This window comes from Dyadobacter sp. 3J3 (assembly GCF_009801115.1).
Classification (GTDB): Bacteria; Bacteroidota; Bacteroidia; order Cytophagales; family Spirosomataceae; genus Dyadobacter.
Window position 1 is genome coordinate 67,399 of sequence record NZ_VTOL01000020.1, and the last position, 18,572, is coordinate 85,970.

General features: G+C 40.1%; 16 protein-coding genes. 12 read left to right on the top strand and 4 right to left on the bottom strand.

Annotated features, from left to right (window positions below):
• Positions 1-27: 27 nt before the first annotated feature.
• Both thiL and FZF08_RS28475 read right to left on the bottom strand, forming a co-directional pair.
• The gene (thiL, locus tag FZF08_RS28470) at positions 28-1,050 is read right to left on the bottom strand and encodes a thiamine-phosphate kinase (RefSeq protein ID WP_137341055.1); all 1,023 of its coding nucleotides are present in this window, start codon (positions 1,048-1,050) and stop codon (positions 28-30) included.
• A gap of 143 nt (positions 1,051-1,193) precedes the next feature.
• A complete protein-coding gene (locus tag FZF08_RS28475) occupies positions 1,194-1,643 on the bottom strand; it encodes a hypothetical protein (RefSeq protein ID WP_159477183.1) in 450 nt (149 codons plus the stop codon).
• Positions 1,644-1,780: 137 nt separating this feature from the next.
• On the opposite strand from FZF08_RS28475, the gene FZF08_RS28480 reads away from it, so the two are divergent.
• From FZF08_RS28480 to FZF08_RS28535, 12 genes are all read left to right on the top strand, one after another.
• A complete protein-coding gene (locus tag FZF08_RS28480) occupies positions 1,781-2,020 on the top strand; it encodes a cytochrome b5 domain-containing protein (protein ID WP_159477187.1) in 240 nt (79 codons plus the stop codon).
• Positions 2,021-2,026: 6 nt separating this feature from the next.
• The gene (locus FZF08_RS28485) at positions 2,027-2,890 is read left to right on the top strand and encodes an N-acetylglucosamine kinase (RefSeq protein WP_159477190.1); all 864 of its coding nucleotides are present in this window, start codon (positions 2,027-2,029) and stop codon (positions 2,888-2,890) included.
• A 72-nt stretch (positions 2,891-2,962) separates the two neighbouring features.
• A complete protein-coding gene (locus FZF08_RS28490) occupies positions 2,963-4,207 on the top strand; it encodes a sensor histidine kinase KdpD (RefSeq protein ID WP_159477193.1) in 1,245 nt (414 codons plus the stop codon).
• A gap of 34 nt (positions 4,208-4,241) precedes the next feature.
• A complete protein-coding gene (locus tag FZF08_RS28495) occupies positions 4,242-4,928 on the top strand; it encodes a response regulator transcription factor (protein WP_159477196.1) in 687 nt (228 codons plus the stop codon).
• Between the two features lie 89 nt (positions 4,929-5,017).
• Positions 5,018-5,257 (top strand): 50S ribosomal protein L28, encoded by a 240-nt coding sequence (rpmB, locus tag FZF08_RS28500; protein WP_031528537.1) that lies wholly within the window; start codon positions 5,018-5,020, stop codon positions 5,255-5,257.
• Between the two features lie 135 nt (positions 5,258-5,392).
• Complete coding sequence (gene folK, locus FZF08_RS28505) at positions 5,393-5,923, top strand: 2-amino-4-hydroxy-6-hydroxymethyldihydropteridine diphosphokinase (RefSeq protein ID WP_159477199.1); 531 nt, start codon at positions 5,393-5,395, stop codon at positions 5,921-5,923.
• Between the two features lie 232 nt (positions 5,924-6,155).
• Positions 6,156-8,555 (top strand): TonB-dependent receptor, encoded by a 2,400-nt coding sequence (locus FZF08_RS28510; RefSeq protein WP_159477202.1) that lies wholly within the window; start codon positions 6,156-6,158, stop codon positions 8,553-8,555.
• A gap of 6 nt (positions 8,556-8,561) precedes the next feature.
• Positions 8,562-9,500: a DUF4249 domain-containing protein gene (locus FZF08_RS28515; protein WP_159477205.1), complete on the top strand. Its 939-nt coding sequence runs from the start codon at positions 8,562-8,564 to the stop codon at positions 9,498-9,500.
• Positions 9,501-9,631: 131 nt separating this feature from the next.
• Positions 9,632-10,750, top strand: a complete 1,119-nt coding sequence (locus FZF08_RS28520; RefSeq protein ID WP_159477208.1) for a P1 family peptidase — start codon at positions 9,632-9,634, stop codon at positions 10,748-10,750.
• A gap of 123 nt (positions 10,751-10,873) precedes the next feature.
• Positions 10,874-11,266, top strand: a complete 393-nt coding sequence (locus FZF08_RS28525) for a hypothetical protein (RefSeq protein WP_229216736.1) — start codon at positions 10,874-10,876, stop codon at positions 11,264-11,266.
• A gap of 125 nt (positions 11,267-11,391) precedes the next feature.
• On the top strand, positions 11,392-14,370 hold the full coding sequence (gene secDF, locus FZF08_RS28530) for a protein translocase subunit SecDF (RefSeq protein WP_159477211.1): 2,979 nt from the start codon (positions 11,392-11,394) through the stop codon (positions 14,368-14,370).
• 125 nt (positions 14,371-14,495) lie between these two features.
• Positions 14,496-16,145: an amino acid permease gene (locus tag FZF08_RS28535; protein ID WP_159477214.1), complete on the top strand. Its 1,650-nt coding sequence runs from the start codon at positions 14,496-14,498 to the stop codon at positions 16,143-16,145.
• A gap of 73 nt (positions 16,146-16,218) precedes the next feature.
• Here FZF08_RS28535 and lhgO read toward each other — a convergent pair whose 3' ends face one another.
• Together lhgO and FZF08_RS28545 are read right to left on the bottom strand one after the other, a co-directional pair.
• Positions 16,219-17,418 (bottom strand): L-2-hydroxyglutarate oxidase, encoded by a 1,200-nt coding sequence (lhgO, locus tag FZF08_RS28540; protein ID WP_159477217.1) that lies wholly within the window; start codon positions 17,416-17,418, stop codon positions 16,219-16,221.
• Positions 17,419-18,041: 623 nt separating this feature from the next.
• Positions 18,042-18,431: a hypothetical protein gene (locus FZF08_RS28545; RefSeq protein ID WP_159477220.1), complete on the bottom strand. Its 390-nt coding sequence runs from the start codon at positions 18,429-18,431 to the stop codon at positions 18,042-18,044.
• Positions 18,432-18,572 lie beyond the last annotated feature (141 nt).

Below are 18,572 nucleotides of genomic sequence, written 5' to 3' on the forward strand. Positions count from 1 at the left end.
TGTGAAAATCAGATTTGCCAATTCAAATTAATTCCAGCCTTGTGCCGTGATTGGGACACGGTTGTCGCCTTTTGTATGCAATAAAACTTCATCCTTTTTATCCGTCATATAACCAATGACGCTGATTTTTGGATTGTTTTTGATTTTGTCATAATCACTTTGCGGTACCGTGAAAAGCAATTCATAATCTTCTCCACCATTCAAAGCTGCGGTTATCGGCCCGATATTTAATTCAACGGCACCGACATAAGTCTGTTCGTCGATTGGTAATTTATCTTCAAAAACCAGCGCACCAACGCCTGATTGGGAACATAAATGTAAAAGATCAGAAGCCAGTCCGTCAGAAAGATCGATCATCGAAGTTGGAATTACACCTGCTGCTGCAAGTTCAAAAACCACATCCATGCGCGCTTCCGGGCGTAATTGTCTTTGAATTACATATTCTTTCCCATCAAGCTGAGGCTGCATATTTGGATCTGCCAGGAAAACCTGCTTTTCTCTTACCAACAATTGTAAGCCGATATACGCCCCACCCAAATCACCGGAAACACACAAAAGATCGTTTGCTTTTGCTGTATTCCGATACGTAATCCTGTCTTTCGCCACGCGTCCGAAAACGCTTACCGAAATAAATAATCCGGATAAGGAAGAAGAAGTATCACCGCCCACAAGATCCACGTTGAAATCCTTGCAGGCTGCTTTCATTCCTTCATACAATTCTTCCACGGCCTCCACAGAAAAACGATTGCTCAAAGCCAAACCAACCGTAACCTGACGCGGAATTCCGTTCATTGCGGCAATGTCAGATACGTTAATCGCAATCGCCTTGTAGCCTAAATGTTTTAAAGGGAAAAAAGACAGATCGAAATGAACGCCTTCCAAAAGAATATCGGTTGATAATAATCCGAATTCTGTGCCTAAATCTATTACTGCGGCGTCATCGCCTATGCCTGTTATACTGTCGGGTAAATTATTTTTTAGCCCCTGATTCAGTCTTTTTATAAGACCAAATTCGCCTAAATTGCTGATTTCTGTTCTTGATTCTGCCATGTTGCAAAGTTAGCTAAAAATAAACGAAGCCATCTCTTGCGGGAAATGGCTTCGTTTATCAATAAAATTTTAACATTAAAAGTTCAGTAACTGACTGTTAATTGATAAGTCAATCAAACGAAGTCAGATTCAAACCTTAAAAATTACTGTGTTGAAAGTGTATATTGGTTAATTGTATTTCCTGTTTTTGGACTTGCATCCACGCGTGTTAATACAACTTTGGTATCGTCAAGAGAAGTAATCGTGAATTTTACGGTACCACCGCTTCCACTTGGCTGAGGTGTCAGTCCCGACAAGGTCAAACTTGTCTCTCCGTCCACTGTCCATTTTCCACTAAAAATATTTTTATCAAATTCCGTGTACGTTGCTGTCCCATCGCTGTTCAAAACCAGTTTGAAATTGGAGTATTCAGCGCGGATATTGCCCGCTCCTCCTCTTGTGTAAACCACAACGGTTCCTTCTTTTACAGATTCAGCGGCCCACGATTTTGCAATACGTTCAGTAACTGATTTGGGAGATTTTTTACTGCAACCTGCTGTTACAAGTGTGATGATCAGCAAAATGCTGCAAAGTAAAGTATACGTTTTTTTCATTCTATCTTTCACGGATAATTTTCTAATTAAACGACAAGTTCAGATTTTTTAGTCTTAATATCAAAATATTCTGAAATGATCGTCTTAAATTCCGCCCCGGAAATAATTAAAACCGTTTTTTAAGTAACCAGGCATACATGAAAGAATATACAAAGTCTCAGCTCGCGCTACGAAACGGACAGGATAAGGAAGAGATTTGGTGTGCATACCAGGGACTTATTTATGACGTTACAACATCCCGGCTCTGGCGAAACGGACATCATTATGAGCATTGGGCCGGACAGGACCTAACCAAAGAACTTGGAGACGCGCCGCACACAGAACGTGTTTTTGAGAAATTTAAGGTCATAGGAAAATTAACAGAACCATTTAATTAACAGCACTTGAAACAATATACTTATCTGATTGCAGACAGCGGTTCCACAAAAACAGATTGGCTGGTGGCAACAACCGGAAAAACACCATACCGCCTTCATTCTGGAGGGCTTAACCCTTTTTATCAGACCAAAGAAGAAGTTACAGAAGTTTTAGAAAAGGAAGTATTACCCTTTATAGGGTCACCGATCGACCAGATATTTTTTTACGGGGCGGGGTGTGCTGATAAAATTACGAGTCGCCCGATTTATGATGCGTTGGTGGATTCTGTTCCTTCCGCGGAAATTATTGAGGTAGCTTCGGATATGCTTGCAGCGGCACGTGGATTGTGCGGAAATAAGCCAGGGATTGCCTGTATTTTGGGAACTGGTGCGAACAATGCATTTTACGACGGATATAAAATTGCGCATTCAATCGGCTCCCTTGGTTTTTGGCTGGGGGATGAAGGCAGCGGATCTTATCTTGGAAAAACTTTGCTGGTCAATTTCCTGCAAAATGAATTGCCGCAGGATCTCCAAAAGCAGTTTGAGGAAACATATCCCGGCACAAACCGATTATTTGTACTTGAAAAAGTGTATCGTCAGCCGTTCCCAAACCGTTATTTCGCAACATTCTCTGAATTTATTTCAAAAAATATTCATCATCATTTTATCAACAAACTGGTTCAGGATGCGTTTATTCTTTTTACAGAAAAATATATTTTGAAACATCAGGATGCCGAAAATTATCCGATTCATTTTACCGGATCTATCGCTTTTTATTACAGGGAAATTTTAAAAACCGTTTTAGAAAGTAAAGGTTTGAAAGTTGGAAAAATTGCAAAGTCGCCCATGGAAACGCTTTATGAATATCATTTGCAAAGAGATATGTAAGGGAAATTTTGTTGTAATATCGACTGGCATACACTTTGATAACTTTTAACTTTATTAGAAACTAATTCATCAATGCCAAGACGTTCCATTCGCTGGCTTACTGTATTTTCTGCGCTGTTGATTATCGGTGTTGTTATTACCCAGATTTACTGGGTAAAACAGGCGCTTGATCTCCGTCATCGGCAGTTTAATCAAAATGCGCATGTTGCTTTGCAGGATGTTGCCCAGGAACTTGCGTCGGTTAATGGCGTTATGCAGACTTCAAATCCGGTGGAGCAATTATCGCCGGAATATTTTCTTGTCAATACCAACGCGACAACGCAGCCGGATTTACTGGAACATTTTATCAAGGACAGTTTTCAAAAACACAATCTGATTACTGATTTTGAAGTCGGAATTTATGATTGTACCACGGACCGGATGCGGTATGGCATGTCGTTAAGTACAAAAACGAATGACAAAACTTCCGCGAAAACATCAAACTGGGAGCGTACGGACAAATATCCTTATTATTTCGGCGTAAGATTTCCGGAACAGTCCGCTTACATTGTCGGGAATTTGAATGGCTGGATTTGGTCGTCGATGCTGGTTTTGCTTGCCGTCGGTTTTTTTGCGTACGCGCTCTTCATTATTTTGAGACAAAAACATTTGTCGGAAGTGCAGCGGAATTTTGTCAATAATATGACACATGAATTACAGACACCCATTTCTACGATTCGTATCGCGGCTGATGTTTTGAATTCAGATATCATCGTTACGCAGCCCGAACGTCATAAACGGTATGTGCATATAGTTCAGGAAGAGATTTTAAGATTGCAAACGCAGGTGGAAATGGTGCTTTCCATTGCGAAGGCGGAAAGGAATTCGCTCAATTTAAAAAGAGAAAAAATCGATGTGAACCAGGTTATCGACTCTTTGTTATTGCCTTTTGAGGGGAAAATAAAACTGAAATATGAAGCGGCCAATCATTTTATTGAAGCCGATATTTTCCATTTTAGAAATATGATCACCAACCTGATTGACAACGCGATAAAATATTCCCCCGATCTGCCGGAGGTCGTTATCAGGACTTTCAATAAGAAAAACTGTCTTGTGATTTGTGTGGAGGATAAAGGCCTGGGAATTGCCAGGGAATATCAGAAAAAGATTTTTAATAAATTTTTCCGGATCAGTAATGCTGACGTGCATAATGTGAAAGGCTCAGGAATTGGCCTTAGTTATGTCAAACAGATTGTCCGCTCCCATCACTGGAATCTGGAACTTGACAGCGCACTGGGACAAGGAAGTACGTTTAGTATCAGCATTCCTCAAAAATAATTTTTGCTTCAACCTAAAACATAAATCAGTTACATTGAAAAAGAAAATTTTATACGTCGAGGACGACCCGAATCTGGCCTTTGCTACGAAAGATAATCTGGAAGAATACGATTACGAGGTTGTGCACGCCAGCGACGGCGCAGAAGCTTTGGATGTAATAGAAAAAGAGCATTTCGATATTTGTGTCCTGGACGTAATGCTTCCGAAAATGGACGGTTTTACGTTAGCTGAAAATATCCGTAAATCAGACAAACAGGTCCCGATTTTATTCTTGACTGCGCGAGCTTTACAGGAGGACAAGATCAAAGGGTTTGAATTGGGTGCAGATGATTACGTCACCAAACCGTTCAGTATTCAGGAATTGATGTTACGGATTGAAGTGATTTTACGAAGAAATAATTCTGGAAAACCGACACCTGTTCAGCCTAAAACGAATACGGTCGGCAAATATAATTTCGATTTTACGAAGCTGACTTTATCAATAAATGACAGCCTCCAAACGCTCACTTTTCGGGAAGCGGAGGTGTTAAAATATCTTTCGGAACGTCCGGATCAGGTGATTCGCCGGGACGAATTGCTGAAAGCGATCTGGGGAGACGACGATTATTTTATGGGAAGAAGCCTGGATGTTTTTATTTCAAGATTGCGTAAATATCTATCCGCAGACCCTGCAATCCGCATTGATAACGTTCACGGTGTGGGGTTTAGAATGACTTTTTAATACATTATTTTTCAAATATCTTTTATTTTTATTTGCACCAAAATAATAAATACCTATATTTGCACCCTCATTTGGAAAAATTGATCGTCATGGCTAAGGTTTGTCAAATTACTGGTAAAAGAACACGCGTTGGAAATAATGTTTCTCACGCTAACAATAAAACAAAACGTAAATTCTTCCCGAATTTACAAAAGAAACGTTTCTTCCTTCCTTCATCGGGAGAATGGGTTACGTTGAAAGTAGCTACATCTGCTCTTCGTACAATCAACAAGAACGGTATTGAAGCTACGATCCAAAAAGCATACGATAAAGGAACGCTTACGTTCTAAGAAATTTGCGAATTTATTGGAAAGGACTTCCTTTTTTCGGGAAGTCCTTTTTTCGTAAAATCTTTGAGCTGGGATTATTTTAGTCTTAAGATGGAAAAGAAATTACAGAGAACGTAAATACTTATCAACATCCTAATGGCTGAGAATTCTCCTGTTCAAAACGTTTTTCTTCTTTTAGGATCCAATCTTGGAGACAGATCCCAAATTCTCAAATCGGCTGAAACTCTGATTGAGGAAAGAATTGGTAAAATTCAATCTGCTTCTTCCATTTATGAAACCGCTCCCTGGGGCGTTTTGGATCAGCCTGCTTTTTTAAATCAGATTCTTATCGTTTCAACCGGATTAATGCCGGAAGAAGTCCTGCGCTTTGTTCTGGAAATAGAACATGAGCTTGGGAGAATTCGCTATGAACGATGGGGTGCCCGCGTGATTGATATAGATATGCTTTATTATCAGGACCTTATTCTGGATTCTGCGCGCCTTACCTTACCACATCCAAGACTACACGAACGACGGTTTACGCTCGTTCCCCTAAATGAAATCGCCCCTGATTTCATTCATCCTGTTTTACAGAAAACTACAAGTCAATTATTATCAGAATGTTCCGATCCCGGAGCTGTTGTAATTATTTCTACAAATAATACTAATTCCGATTTTGCGAATTAGAGGAGAATTCCTCCCATTCACTCCCCATTTTCAGCTGTTTATCATTTTTTTATATTATGGTAATCTGATTATCACTTGTTTTACATTACAGTAGGATAAAATCTTAATTTTATTTTTAGGTAATCATAGGGGTAAGTCTTTCAATGGTTGTCCTGCAAATAGGAAAAGTTCAATTTATTAAAAGTAATAAGTTGTCTTGAACCGTCTTCGTATTAATCATCAAAACATTAGCATGAAAAGTAAAATACAAAAAAAGTGGATTGGGCTTTTGCTGTCTTTTTTCAGCATAGCATCTTTTGCACAAACAAAACATACCGTGAGCGGATATGTTAAAGATATTGCAAACGGGGAAGGTCTGATCGGCGTCTCCGTTTATGTTCGTGAAGCACAGACGGGTGTGGTAACAAACCCGTACGGCTTTTATTCTCTAACGTTACCTGCTGGTACTTATACCGTCGTTTATTCCTACATAGGATATCAGAAAAATACAAAGACGATTGAATTGAATGCCGATCAAACGGTCAGTATTGAATTAGCCGATGAAAGCGAAAACCTGAAAGAAGTTACTATTTCAACAAAAAAGGACGATGAGAATGTGCGAAGCATTGAAATGTCTGTCAATAAAGTTGAAATGAAGACGATCAGGAAAATGCCCGCACTTCTTGGCGAGGTTGATTTGATACGTAGTATTCAGTTATTGCCCGGGGTTACTACTGTTGGAGAAGGTGCTTCCGGATTTAACGTTCGGGGTGGCGATATTTCCCAGAACCTGGTGCTTCTGGACGAAGCTCCGGTTTTCAATTCTTCTCACTTGTTTGGTTTCTTTTCCGTTTTCAATCCTGATGTTGTAAAAGATGTAAAGTTATTCAAAGGTGGAATTCCTGCGCAATATGGCGGACGGATCTCGTCGATTCTGGATGTAAGGATGAAGGAAGGAAATTCTAAGAAACGTGAAATTAATGGCGGTATTGGTTCCATTTTCTCTCGCCTAACCTATGAGCAGCCGTTCGCGGCAGGTAAAGGATCCTTTATTGTAGCCGCCCGTCGGTCATATATTGATATTTTGGCAAAACCATTTTTGAACAAAGATTTGAAAGACTCCAAGTTCAACTTTTACGATTTAACGGCCAAAGTAAATTACAGGTTAGGGAATAAGGATACATTTTTTGCTTCGGGTTATTTAGGAAAGGATGTTTTTGGAGGTGGTGATTTTGGTTTTGGCTGGGGAAATAAAACATTGACGGGGCGTTGGAATCACATTTTTTCCAATAAACTGTTTATGAATATGACAGCTTATTACAGCAATTACGATTATAATCTGGGGCAAAATGAGAATGATAAAAATGCAAAAGACCGTTTTGTCTGGAATTCCAGAATTGTGACAAAAAGCATCAAACCTGATTTTACATATTACATCACGCCTAATAACCAGCTGACTTTTGGCGGACAGTATATCAACTATGATTCTAGTCCGGGTAAAGCTACTGCGGTTTCCGAAGGGGAAGGTCTGAATCTTGATCTTCCGTCACGTCACGCCGATGAATCTGCCATATATATTGCGAACGAACAAAAACTGACGGACAAGATTTCCCTGCAATACGGTATCCGTTATTCATATTTCAGGAGTTTAGGAGCTGGCATTGAATATTCTTACCGCGATACTACGGCGGGAATCAGAAAGCAGCCTATTTTCCCGGGAAAAGAATATCAAAGCGGAGATGTTATCAAAACATACGGAAACTTTGAACCACGTTTTGCAGTGAATATCGGTTTGAATTCGGTTTCTTCTTTGAAAATAAGTTACAACCGCATGTCACAATATCTGCATTTGCTGTCTAATACCGCAGCAAGTTCTCCTCTTGATGTGTGGACGCTGAGTTCTTCCAATATCAAACCAGAACTCGCCGATCAGGTTGCGCTGGGTTGGTTCAGGAATTTCAAGGATAACATGTACGAAGCTTCTGTGGAGGTTTATTACAAAAAGCTGCACAATCAGCTTGATTACGTGGTCGGTTCAGATTTGTTGTTGAATCAATTTGTAGAAGGAGATTTGCTTACCGGAAGAGGAAGAGCCTACGGTGCGGAATTTTATCTGAAAAAGAATAAAGGCCGCTTAACAGGTTGGGTAAGTTATACTTTATCAAAAACGGAACGACAAGTTGAAGGCGTGAATAATGGAAACTGGTTTAACGCACGTTTTGACAAACCGCATAACTTCACTACGGTAGCTATTTATGAGCTTAACAAAAGGCTGACATTATCGTCCAACTTTACGATCACCTCGGGAACACCGGCCACTTTTCCAACGAATGGTTACACCTGGGGTGGATATTCACTGGGCAACAATTACAACAATGCCAGAAATAACAACCGAATCCCGGCCTATCACCGTCTGGATCTTGCGGCAACACTTAAAGCACGTAAAAAACTTTTTGGAATTGGTGAAGGAGAATGGGTTTTCTCAATTTACAATGTCTACAACCGCAGAAATGCATTCTCGGTTTATACACGCCAGAATGAGGATAAGCCAACGGCCAGCGAAAAAGCTCAGAATTTGCTGAGAACACAAGCGGTTCGGTATTCTGTAATTGGAAGTCTTATTCCTTCTATTACGTATAATTTCAAGTTTTAATTAGCCATGAAAAAACAAAATATAAATTCAAAAACAGTTTTTTTTCAAATCGCCATCGTACTTATGGCAATCATCGGATTGTCTGGTTGCGAGGATGTGATTGATTTAAAAACAGAAACAGGGCCTACGCAGCTGGTTGTGGATGGTTGGGTTACAAATCAGCCCGGAAAACAAACGATTACACTTAGCTGGTCGTCTGGTTACTTTGATAGCAATCCGATTCAGCCTGTTTTAGGCGCGAAAGTAACGGTTACAGACAACATTGGTAATGTTTATAATTTCGCCGATTCGGCAGGAAACGGGAAATATACCTGGGGCTTGGCGACGGACAGCTTGGGCCGTATTGGCAGAAAATATACGTTAAGAATTGAATATGAAAAGGAAGTCTATACGGCTCAAAATGAAATTAAACGTGTTCCCAAAATAGATTCTATTGCCTATACGAATGAGACACTTCCTATCAAACCTGACAAAGATAAAGGCCAGAAAACAGGATATATTGTTGAATTCTATGCCAGGGATTTTGTAGGAGCAGGTGATACTTACTGGATTAAGGAAGTACTGAACGGGAAAACGAATGTGGATAAAGCCGAGAAAATTTCCATTGCCTATGATGCCGCTTTCAGTGCAGGTGCACCTTCGGATGGTTTGATATTTATCCAGCCCTTACGACGGTCAATTACTTATGATTCTCTATATCAGGCAGGCAGTCACGTTGGTGTTGAATTGCACAGTATTACCAACGAAGCATTTTACTTTTTGCAGCAGGTTGTTGATCAAAGTACCAATGGCGGGATATATGCTACGCCTATCGCAAACATTAAATCGAATGTTACAAATGCTGATCCAAACGGTAGAAAAGCATTGGGTTACTTTGGAGCGTCGGCAGTGAGCCGGATGGAAACGATAGTTGATCCTGCAAAAGCAAGACCGGAAGAAGATTAATGTATTTTTGATAATACAATTTTTAAAGCCGTCAGAAATTTCTGGCGGCTTTTGTTTTTATAAATAATCAAGGATTTGCGTTAGCAGGCTGCATGTTCCTTTGTATCTTGGACATTTAAAACACTCCTGAGATGAAAAAATCACTCCCAATCATTTTACTATTTCTATCCGTTCAACTTTTTGCACAAAAACGTCCCCGCGAACTGGGAATAAAAATTGGTGTTTTGCCAACTGGACCATTTAATGCCATAACGGATGTGGCCGGAGTGAAAGTTGGCCAGGTAACTTTGGTTAACGAAAAGGACGTCCGAACCGGTGTAACGGCTATTATTCCAAAAGGAGGAAATCTGTTTCAACAAAAAATACCGGCTGCAATTTACATTGGAAATGGTTTTGGAAAACTGACAGGTTACTCGCAGGTGGAGGAATTGGGAACATTGGAAACGCCGATTATTTTGACCAATACATTAAGCGTCCCAACGGCCGCAGACGCATTAATTGACTGGACATTAAATCAAAAAGGTAATGAAAATGTACGTTCGGTGAATCCAGTTGTAGGCGAAACAAATGACAGTTTTTTAAATGATATCCGCGGGCGTCATATCAAAAAGGAAAATGTTCTGGAAGCGTTGAAAAATGCACAAACTGGAAAAGTAGAGGAAGGGAATGTTGGTGCCGGTACCGGAACGGTTTGTTTTAACTGGAAAGGTGGAATCGGAACTTCTTCCCGGAAACTGCCTGGAAAGCTGGGTGGTTATACGGTTGGCGTTTTAACCCAAACAAATTTTGGCGGTGTTTTGAAAGTGAATGGAGTCCCGATTGGCGAAGAATTAGGGAAGTATGCTTTTAAAGAATCTTTGGACAAATCTTCCGATGGTTCCTGTATGATGATCATTGCGACGGATGCGCCTTTGGATGCAAGAAATCTGAAACGTTTGGCAAAACGTGCTATCATGGGTATGGCCGAAACCGGCGGAATTGCTTCAAATGGCAGCGGCGATTATGTGATCGCGTTTTCAACAGCTTACCAAATTCCGCATGAAACGACGCAGGGAACTTCCAGTGTGACACTTTTACATAACGATTTTGTGTCGCCACTTTTCATGGCAACCATTGAAGCTACCAATGAAGCGATTATCAATTCGCTGTTTATGGCCAAAACGTCCGAAGGTTTTCAGGGACACAAAGTAGAAGAATTACCAAAAGAAAAAGTATTGGAAATCATGCGGAAATATGGCCGTTTGAAGTAAAAGCTTAGGAATTCTTCTCATAATTTAACGTTTGTCAAAAGGATAATTCAGATATTTCGGGCAAACCATTTGCGAATGTGATATTTTGGTTTAAAATTTGCGTTTTAAATCGAAGACCGAATCGTGCAGACGAAAAAAATTATCAACCAGACCATTAGCTTATTGCTTGCTTCCATGTTACTCATGGTGGCCGGAGCCCGGTCGTGGTCAGATAATGTGAATTCGGTTCAGAAATTTGCTCAGAATACAAAATCAATAGCCAAAGGAATTTCCCATGAAAAGTCCTCCAATACGGGGGACGATCAGCAGGCTACCGTAAGTGCACTTTCTTTGGATGCGGTTATTACACCGTCCATCTCGTTTGATTTCTCTCATTATTTTTATTTTGCTCCGCAGCCTGTCTGGCAGTTTATTGAAAGTCAACACATCATTGAGGTTGATTACCAGGAATCGTATTTTCTTTTCTCCTGTTTCAGTAGAGTTTTTGCCCGATATATTGTCACAAATGCCCCGTGACAGTTCCGTTTTGATCTTTCCATGTTGACATATGAGTATTATCGCGTCTTGCGAAGAACTTTCGTATTCTCATATATCAATCCATAATAAATCCGATTTCAAAATATCACATTTTTTACAAAACAATGACTAACAAGAATGGAATAATTGGGCTAACCCTTGTGTTGGCTCTTATTAGCGCCTATTATCTTTCGTTTACGTTCGTTTCGCGTAACATTAAAGGAAAGGCAGTAGTGTACGCTACGGATGCTTCCGGCAAAGTAGATGACAAGAAAAGACAACATTACATTGATTCACTTTGGCGTGAAGATGTCTATTTGGGACAAACTTTGCAAGAAGTGATGGAACGCGAGCTTAGCCTTGGTCTTGACCTTCAAGGTGGTATGCACGTAGTTTTGGAAGTTGCTCCTGCTGAAATCCTTAAAGGTATGGCTGGTGGAAATGCGCGCAGTGCGGCATTCCAAAAAGCACTAGCGGCTGCACAGGCAGATAAAAAAGCAGATAACAATGCGTTCGTAAAGATCTTTGTATCGGCTTTTAAAGAAGCTGCGCCAAATACCAGTCTTGCAAGTGTTTTCGCTACAAGTGCCAACCGTACGAAAATCAACAGCAATTCTTCTGACAGCGATGTTATTAAAATGTTGAACACAGAAATTGATGGTGCAATTGACAGAGCATTCCAGATCACGCAGGCACGTATTGATAAATTTGGTGTAACTAACCCGAATATTCAGCGTTTGCCAGGTACTAACCGCGTTTTGGTAGAACTTCCAGGTGTTGATAACCCGGAACGTGTTCGTCGCTTGTTATCAGGTGCTGCGAAACTTGAATTTGCACAAGTATATCTTACCAACGAATTAGCCCCTGCGATTGATCAGTTGGGTTCTTATCTTGCCAAAGAAGATGCAAGAGTGAAAGCTGCCGGAAAACCTGCTGCTGCGGTGTCATCAACTGATACTACTAAGAAATCAGGAGTAACCGGATTGGCTGCTCAGCTTGAACAAAAAGGAGATTCTGCTAAAAGCGATACGTCTGCTTTGGCTGCCCAGAGTGCTGCACTTACAAGTCTTTTTGTTCCAATGCCACAAGGTTTGGGTGTTTATTTGAAAGATACAGCGCGTGCAAACGAAATGCTTGCCCGTCCGGAAGTTCGTTCTATGTTCCCTGCTGATTTGGTTTTCATGTGGGATCGTAAAGGAACTGAAGGTACAAACAATCAGTTGATCCTGCCTTTGTATTTTATCAAAAAACAAAATGGCCAGGCTGCTATGGAAGGTGATGTGATCGTTGATGCATCGCATGACTACGATGACCGCGGTCGTCCGGAAGTGACCATGCGTATGAACGGTGAAGGTGCACGTAAATGGCGTACACTGACAGCCAACAGTATTGGTCGTCCGGTTGCTATCATTATCGATAATCTTGTTTACACGGCTCCAACGGTTCAGGGTGAAATTCCAAATGGTAATTCAAGTATCACAGGTAACTTCACGGTTGAAGAAACAAAAGATATGTCAAACGTGCTAAAAGCGGGTAAATTGCCAGCTCCAACGCACATTGTTGAGGAGGCCATTGTTGGTTCAACTTTGGGTTCAGAGGCGATTACAGCCGGTATTTTATCATCAGTGATCGGTTTGGTTGTAATTCTGGTTTTCATGGTGGCCTATTATAGCGGCGCTGGTTTCATTGCAGATATCACACTTCTTTTAAACTTGTTCCTTCTTTTAGGTGTGATGGCTTCTCTTGGAGCGGTGCTTACGCTTTCAGGAATCGCGGGTATAGTTTTATCAATTGGTATGGCCGTTGATGCGAACGTACTGATTTATGAGGGAATAAAGATTGAAATTGCAGAAGGTAAGCCATTTAAACTGGCCGTTCAGGATGGTTTCAAACATTCCATGACAGCCATTATTGACTCCAATGTTACAACGCTTCTAACAGGTATTATACTTTACACATTTGGTTCAGGTCTTGTATTAGGTTTTGCCACGACACTTGTTATTGGTTTGCTTACATCGTTGTTCACAGCGATATTCGTTACAAGATTGTTCCTTGAATATCAGATCAAAAATGGTAAAGTTTACAAGTTTTATTCTGGTTTGACTAAAAACTGGTTTAAGGATAATAATTTCGATTTTGTATCCCAACGCCGTCGTTTTTATATCATTTCTTCTGTGATCATGGTCATTGGAGTGGGTTCATTCATCTTCAAAGGATTTGGTCTTGGTATTGACTTTAAAGGTGGTCGTTCTTATGTAGTTCGTTTTGACAAAAATGTTGAAACAGATGAAGTTCGTGAAGTAATGAATGCCGCGCTTGGAAGTTCACCGGAAGTAAAAACTTTTGGAGGATTTGACCAGGTTAAGATCACAACAGATTACCTGATTGAAGATACTGCTCCTGACGCTGATCAGAAAGCAGATACAAAAATCATGGAAGGTGTTTCCAAGATTAAGGATAACAAGGGAACAATCGTAAGTTCAAACAAAGTAGGTCCAACAATTGCATACGATACCATGATCAATGCATTGTATGCCGTTTTACTAGCTTTGGCTGCCAACTTTGTTTACATCTTCTTACGTTTCAAACGACTGGCATTTAGTTATGGTGCGGTAGTATCTCTTGCCCATGATGTTATTATCTTATTGGCTGTATATTCCTTGTTCAACGGATGGCTTCCATTCTCATTGGATATTGATCAGGCGTTCATCGGAGCCATTCTTACAATGATCGGTTATTCCATGAATGATACGGTTGTTATTTATGACAGGATTCGTGATTATTTGAAAGATGACAAAGCAACTACCGAAACATTACCAACGATTATCAACAATGCTTTGAACAGTACACTTAGCCGTACCGCCGTAACCGGTATTTCGGTAATGCTTGTATTGATCGTGCTAATGGTATTCGGTGGTGAAGTAATTCGTGGATTTACATTCTGTATGTTACTGGGTGTAATTGTAGGAACCTATTCTTCACTATTTGTTGCTGCACCAATTGTAGTTGACATTTTACAACGTGAAAAAATTAAACAAGCTTCACTGGCCGTAGCAGGTGGTTCGGATGCTGCAACAACAAAAGGGAAAATTGTAAAAGCATAAGGGTTTAGATAATAAAAGAGGGAAAGTGTTTTACTTTCCCTCTTTTATATTTTGCATATGCCAATAATTAGCAAATTTTATTTTAGTTTTAGGGTACAACGACATAATATTTACAAAAACATTTTATGGCAAATCAACTCTGGGTCAAAAAGCCTATTGACAAATTATTAAAAGAATCAACTGGGGAAGGTAATCAGCTAAAACGCACACTTGGGCCTGGCAGCCTGGTTGCATTAGGTGTAGGAGCAATTATTGGTGCAGGTTTGTTTTCTATTACAGGTGGTGCGGCGGCAAATCAGGCTGGTCCTGCCATTACAATTTCTTTTATGGTTGCAGCCTTGGGTTGCGCCTTTGCAGGTCTGTGTTACGCAGAATTTGCTTCGATGATACCCGTTGCAGGTAGTGCATACACCTATTCTTATGCAACAATGGGTGAGTTCATTGCCTGGATCATCGGATGGGACCTTGTACTTGAATACGCGGTTGGAGCTGCCACGGTAAGTATAAGCTGGTCAAGATATTTAATAAAATTTTTAGAAGGATTTGATGTCCACCTCCCCACCGCACTGACGGTCGGACCCTGGGATGGAGGAATTGTAAATCTTCCTGCGGTATTTATTGTGATCATGGTGAGCTTATTGCTCATGAAAGGTACCGAAGAAAGTGCAAAAGTGAACGCTGTTATCGTTGGATTGAAAGTAACGGTTGTTATAATCTTTATCGTTTTAGGATGGCAGTATATCGACAACTCTAACTACATTCCTTACATTCCAGACAACACAGGCACTTTTGGTGAATATGGTTTTAGTGGGATTGTCCGGGCGGCGGCTATTGTATTTTTTGCCTATGTCGGTTTTGATGCCGTTAGTACAGCTGCTCAGGAAGCGAAAAATCCTAAAAAAGATATGCCGATCGGGATTTTAGGATCTCTTGTTATTTGTACAGTTTTGTACATCCTTTTTGCACACGTGATGACGGGTGTAACAAATTATACTTCATTCAAAGGTCAGGATGGTATTGCACCAGTTGCGGTAGCGATTGAGCATATGGGAAGCGCAGATGCCTCAGGTGTAATTCACCCGGATTATCCCTGGTTGAACCGTGCGATTATCGTTGCGATTTTAGGTGGTTACGCTTCTGTAATCCTGGTTATGCTTTTAGGACAAAGCCGCGTATTCTTCAGTATGAGTAAAGATGGTTTGCTTCCACGTATTTTTTCAAGCGTGCATCCAAAATATCAAACGCCGGTTAGAAGCAATTTCATGTTCATGTTGTTCGTGAGTTTGTTCTCTGCGTTTGTACCTGCACGTGTTGTTGGAGAAATGACAAGTATCGGGACATTGTTTGCCTTTATCCTGGTTTGTATCGGAATCATTGTGATGAGAAAACAAATGCCGGACGTTCCGCGTGGTTTCAAAACACCGCTTGTGCCTTTGATCCCGATTCTGGGTGTTGGAACGTGTTTCTTCATGATGGCATTTTTGCCGCTTGATACCTGGATACGTTTATTCGTATGGATGATCATCGGATTTGATGTGTATCTGTGGTATGGTATCAAAAACAGTTTCTTATCTGACGGACAACCTTCAACGATCATGAATGGCCGTAAAGTTGCCGGATTGACTGGAATTGTTCTTTCTGTGATTCTTGGTGGTATTGCCATTGCACATGAGATGATGACCAATGGAGAACAAACAGGTTTGTTCTATTTTTCAATGATTTTTGCAGTTGTGCACGTAATTCTTTTTGGAATGTCGCAAATGAAGAAGGCTTAAATAAGACATTGCTATAAACCAAAAAAGCTTCCAATCAGGAAGCTTTTTTGGTTTATAGCAATTGAATATCTTATTAAAGTCTTGCTAAAACTCTTTCCGAAACGGTTTGTCCAATAGAAAGTGAAGAAGTTGCTGCCGGCGATGGTGCGTTACAAATATTGATAGCGCCTTTATTTTCAATGATTGAGAAGTCATCCAGTAACCCACCGTCGTGATCACAGGCCTGTGCGCGAACCCCCGCCCCACCCGGAATTAAATCATCACTTTGAATTTCAGGGATTAATTCCTGCAAAGCCTTTGTAAACGCAGCTTTGGAAAAGGAACGATAGTATTCGCCCATTCCGGTCTGCCAGTATTTCATAGCCACTTTCCTAAACCCTGGCCAGGCAAGCGCTTCGAATAATTCAGGGAAATTGATATCTGTTTTTTTATAACCCTCTCTTTTAAACGCAAACACGGCATTTGGACCAGCCTCTACGCCTCCTTCGATCATACGTGTAAAATGAACGCCCAGGAAAGGGAAATTAGGATCTGGAACCGGGTAAATCAGATTTTTGACCAGATGATGTTTTTCCGGTTTGATCTTATAATATTCACCGCGGAAGGGAATGATCTGGACTTTAATTTCTTCTGGTTGTGTCAACTGTGCCACTTTGTCAGAATATAATCCTGCGCAATTGACCACCAGTTTTGTACTGTAAACATTTCCGGAAGCAGTCACGACTTCGCTATTTGAAGTCAGACTTTTTATATTGACAACTTTCTCCCCAAATCGGATTTCTCCACCCAGCTTTTGAAATATTTCAGCATACTTTTCACTGACTGCGGTGTAATCAATAATACCGGTATAAGGCACTGCAATCCCTTCCAAACCATTTACATGCGGCTCCATTTCCCGAATTTCGGCAGCGCTTATCATCCGGTTTTTGGTTAAACCGTTTTGCATACCGCGATCATAAAGGTTTTTCAAAAGTGGAATTTGCTCTGGTTTGGTAGCCACCACTATTTTTCCACAAAGATCGTAAGGCACATTTTCACGGTTACAGAAATCCAGAAGCATATCATACCCACGAATACAGTTTGTCGCTTTCAGACTTCCCGGTTTGTAATACAATCCGGAATGAATTACGCCGCTATTATGCCCGGTCTGATGTTTGGCAACACCGTTTTCTTTTTCTAATAACAAAACCTTTAACGTTGGTTTTTGCTCTTTTATACGAAGCGCGGTAGCCAGGCCAACAATTCCGCCTCCGATAATGATGATGTCATGCATTGTTTTAAAAAACTTAGAGTCACAGGAAGAAGATATTAAAAATTAACATCTTCCCGTATATGTGTAAAACTACTCTGTTTTCTTAAAACATTTAACTGAGCATTAATTTTATTGTCCAAAAATTCCTTTAACTGCAATATAAAATGGAGTAGAATATATTGTTATCATGGTCATGTTTTGATCTATCCAAAGCAGTGTATATTTATACTTTGAATGGTTAGGACGATCCAAATATTCGTAATCTAATTCTTTATACAAAGGATGATAACACCCTAGGTACAATAAAGGCACCACTATGATGGAGATATATAAACTAAAAGGTAACGATAAGGGGAAAAAATGGATATTTATAACTATGAAATAAGAAAATATAGCCGATAATAGGATCAGTATAAAAACTATTGAATTGAAAATGAGCGAATTATATATTTTAAGCCCTGTGGCCTTGCTCAAAATATAAGCAAGGCCTCTTAAAGCTGTATAAGCCAGGAGTATGTAAGTGAAGTAATCAACAACTATCCAAAACATAAATGTAAAATTTTAGATATATAAATTGTTTCAGTCCCCCCCGGAGGTCATTACGGTTTTCTCCTTTATTTCAATTTAACCCACTGTTGGTATCTCTACCAACTTCCCAATTGATCTTCGCTAAATTCAATTGTAAATTCACCAATCGTATCTTTATTTTCTGGAATCAGAACCAGACATCTGGTTTCTCCTGCATTCATTGCTTCTTCCCCTGTTGCATTTGGCTTTATTTTAGACAAATTTCCGTGCAGATGATCTATAGGAACACATTCCTTTATAAGGTAAGCATCCGAACGATTCTCACAGTCTGAGAAATAACCAACTCCAACCTTACCATCCAGGAAACCTTTATATTTATATAAAAGTCTTCCGGCATTAATATGATACTGATATGTTATTATTACAGGTTTGCCCTCGATCTTTACTGCTCGTTTTTCTGAGTAGGTCTTCGGACCACCGCAACTACCTAAAAGTATTGAGAGCAAGGATAATATCTTAATAACCTGAGTTCGATTAATAATTGGCAGGAAAAATAGAGTTTAAAATTGGTAAGATTCTACATTCTTTGTATATTTAAGTATCTCACATTCAAATATATAACAGAAATAATCATGAATCTTACCAAG

Excerpts from the sequence above, each read along its gene's own strand:
- thiL (WP_137341055.1), bottom strand. The coding sequence starts at position 1,050 with ATGGCAGAATCAAGAACAGAAATCAGCAATTTAGGCGAATTTGGTCTT.
- FZF08_RS28490 (WP_159477193.1), top strand. The coding sequence starts at position 2,963 with ATGCCAAGACGTTCCATTCGCTGGCTTACTGTATTTTCTGCGCTGTTG.
- lhgO (WP_159477217.1), bottom strand. The coding sequence starts at position 17,418 with ATGCATGACATCATCATTATCGGAGGCGGAATTGTTGGCCTGGCTACC.
- FZF08_RS28520 (WP_159477208.1), top strand. The coding sequence starts at position 9,632 with ATGAAAAAATCACTCCCAATCATTTTACTATTTCTATCCGTTCAACTT.
- FZF08_RS28510 (WP_159477202.1), top strand. The coding sequence starts at position 6,156 with ATGAAAAGTAAAATACAAAAAAAGTGGATTGGGCTTTTGCTGTCTTTT.
- FZF08_RS28535 (WP_159477214.1), top strand. The coding sequence starts at position 14,496 with ATGGCAAATCAACTCTGGGTCAAAAAGCCTATTGACAAATTATTAAAA.
- FZF08_RS28515 (WP_159477205.1), top strand. The coding sequence starts at position 8,562 with ATGAAAAAACAAAATATAAATTCAAAAACAGTTTTTTTTCAAATCGCC.
- FZF08_RS28480 (WP_159477187.1), top strand. The coding sequence starts at position 1,781 with ATGAAAGAATATACAAAGTCTCAGCTCGCGCTACGAAACGGACAGGAT.
- secDF (WP_159477211.1), top strand. The coding sequence starts at position 11,392 with ATGACTAACAAGAATGGAATAATTGGGCTAACCCTTGTGTTGGCTCTT.
- folK (WP_159477199.1), top strand. The coding sequence starts at position 5,393 with ATGGCTGAGAATTCTCCTGTTCAAAACGTTTTTCTTCTTTTAGGATCC.
- rpmB (WP_031528537.1), top strand. The coding sequence starts at position 5,018 with ATGGCTAAGGTTTGTCAAATTACTGGTAAAAGAACACGCGTTGGAAAT.
- FZF08_RS28475 (WP_159477183.1), bottom strand. The coding sequence starts at position 1,643 with ATGAAAAAAACGTATACTTTACTTTGCAGCATTTTGCTGATCATCACA.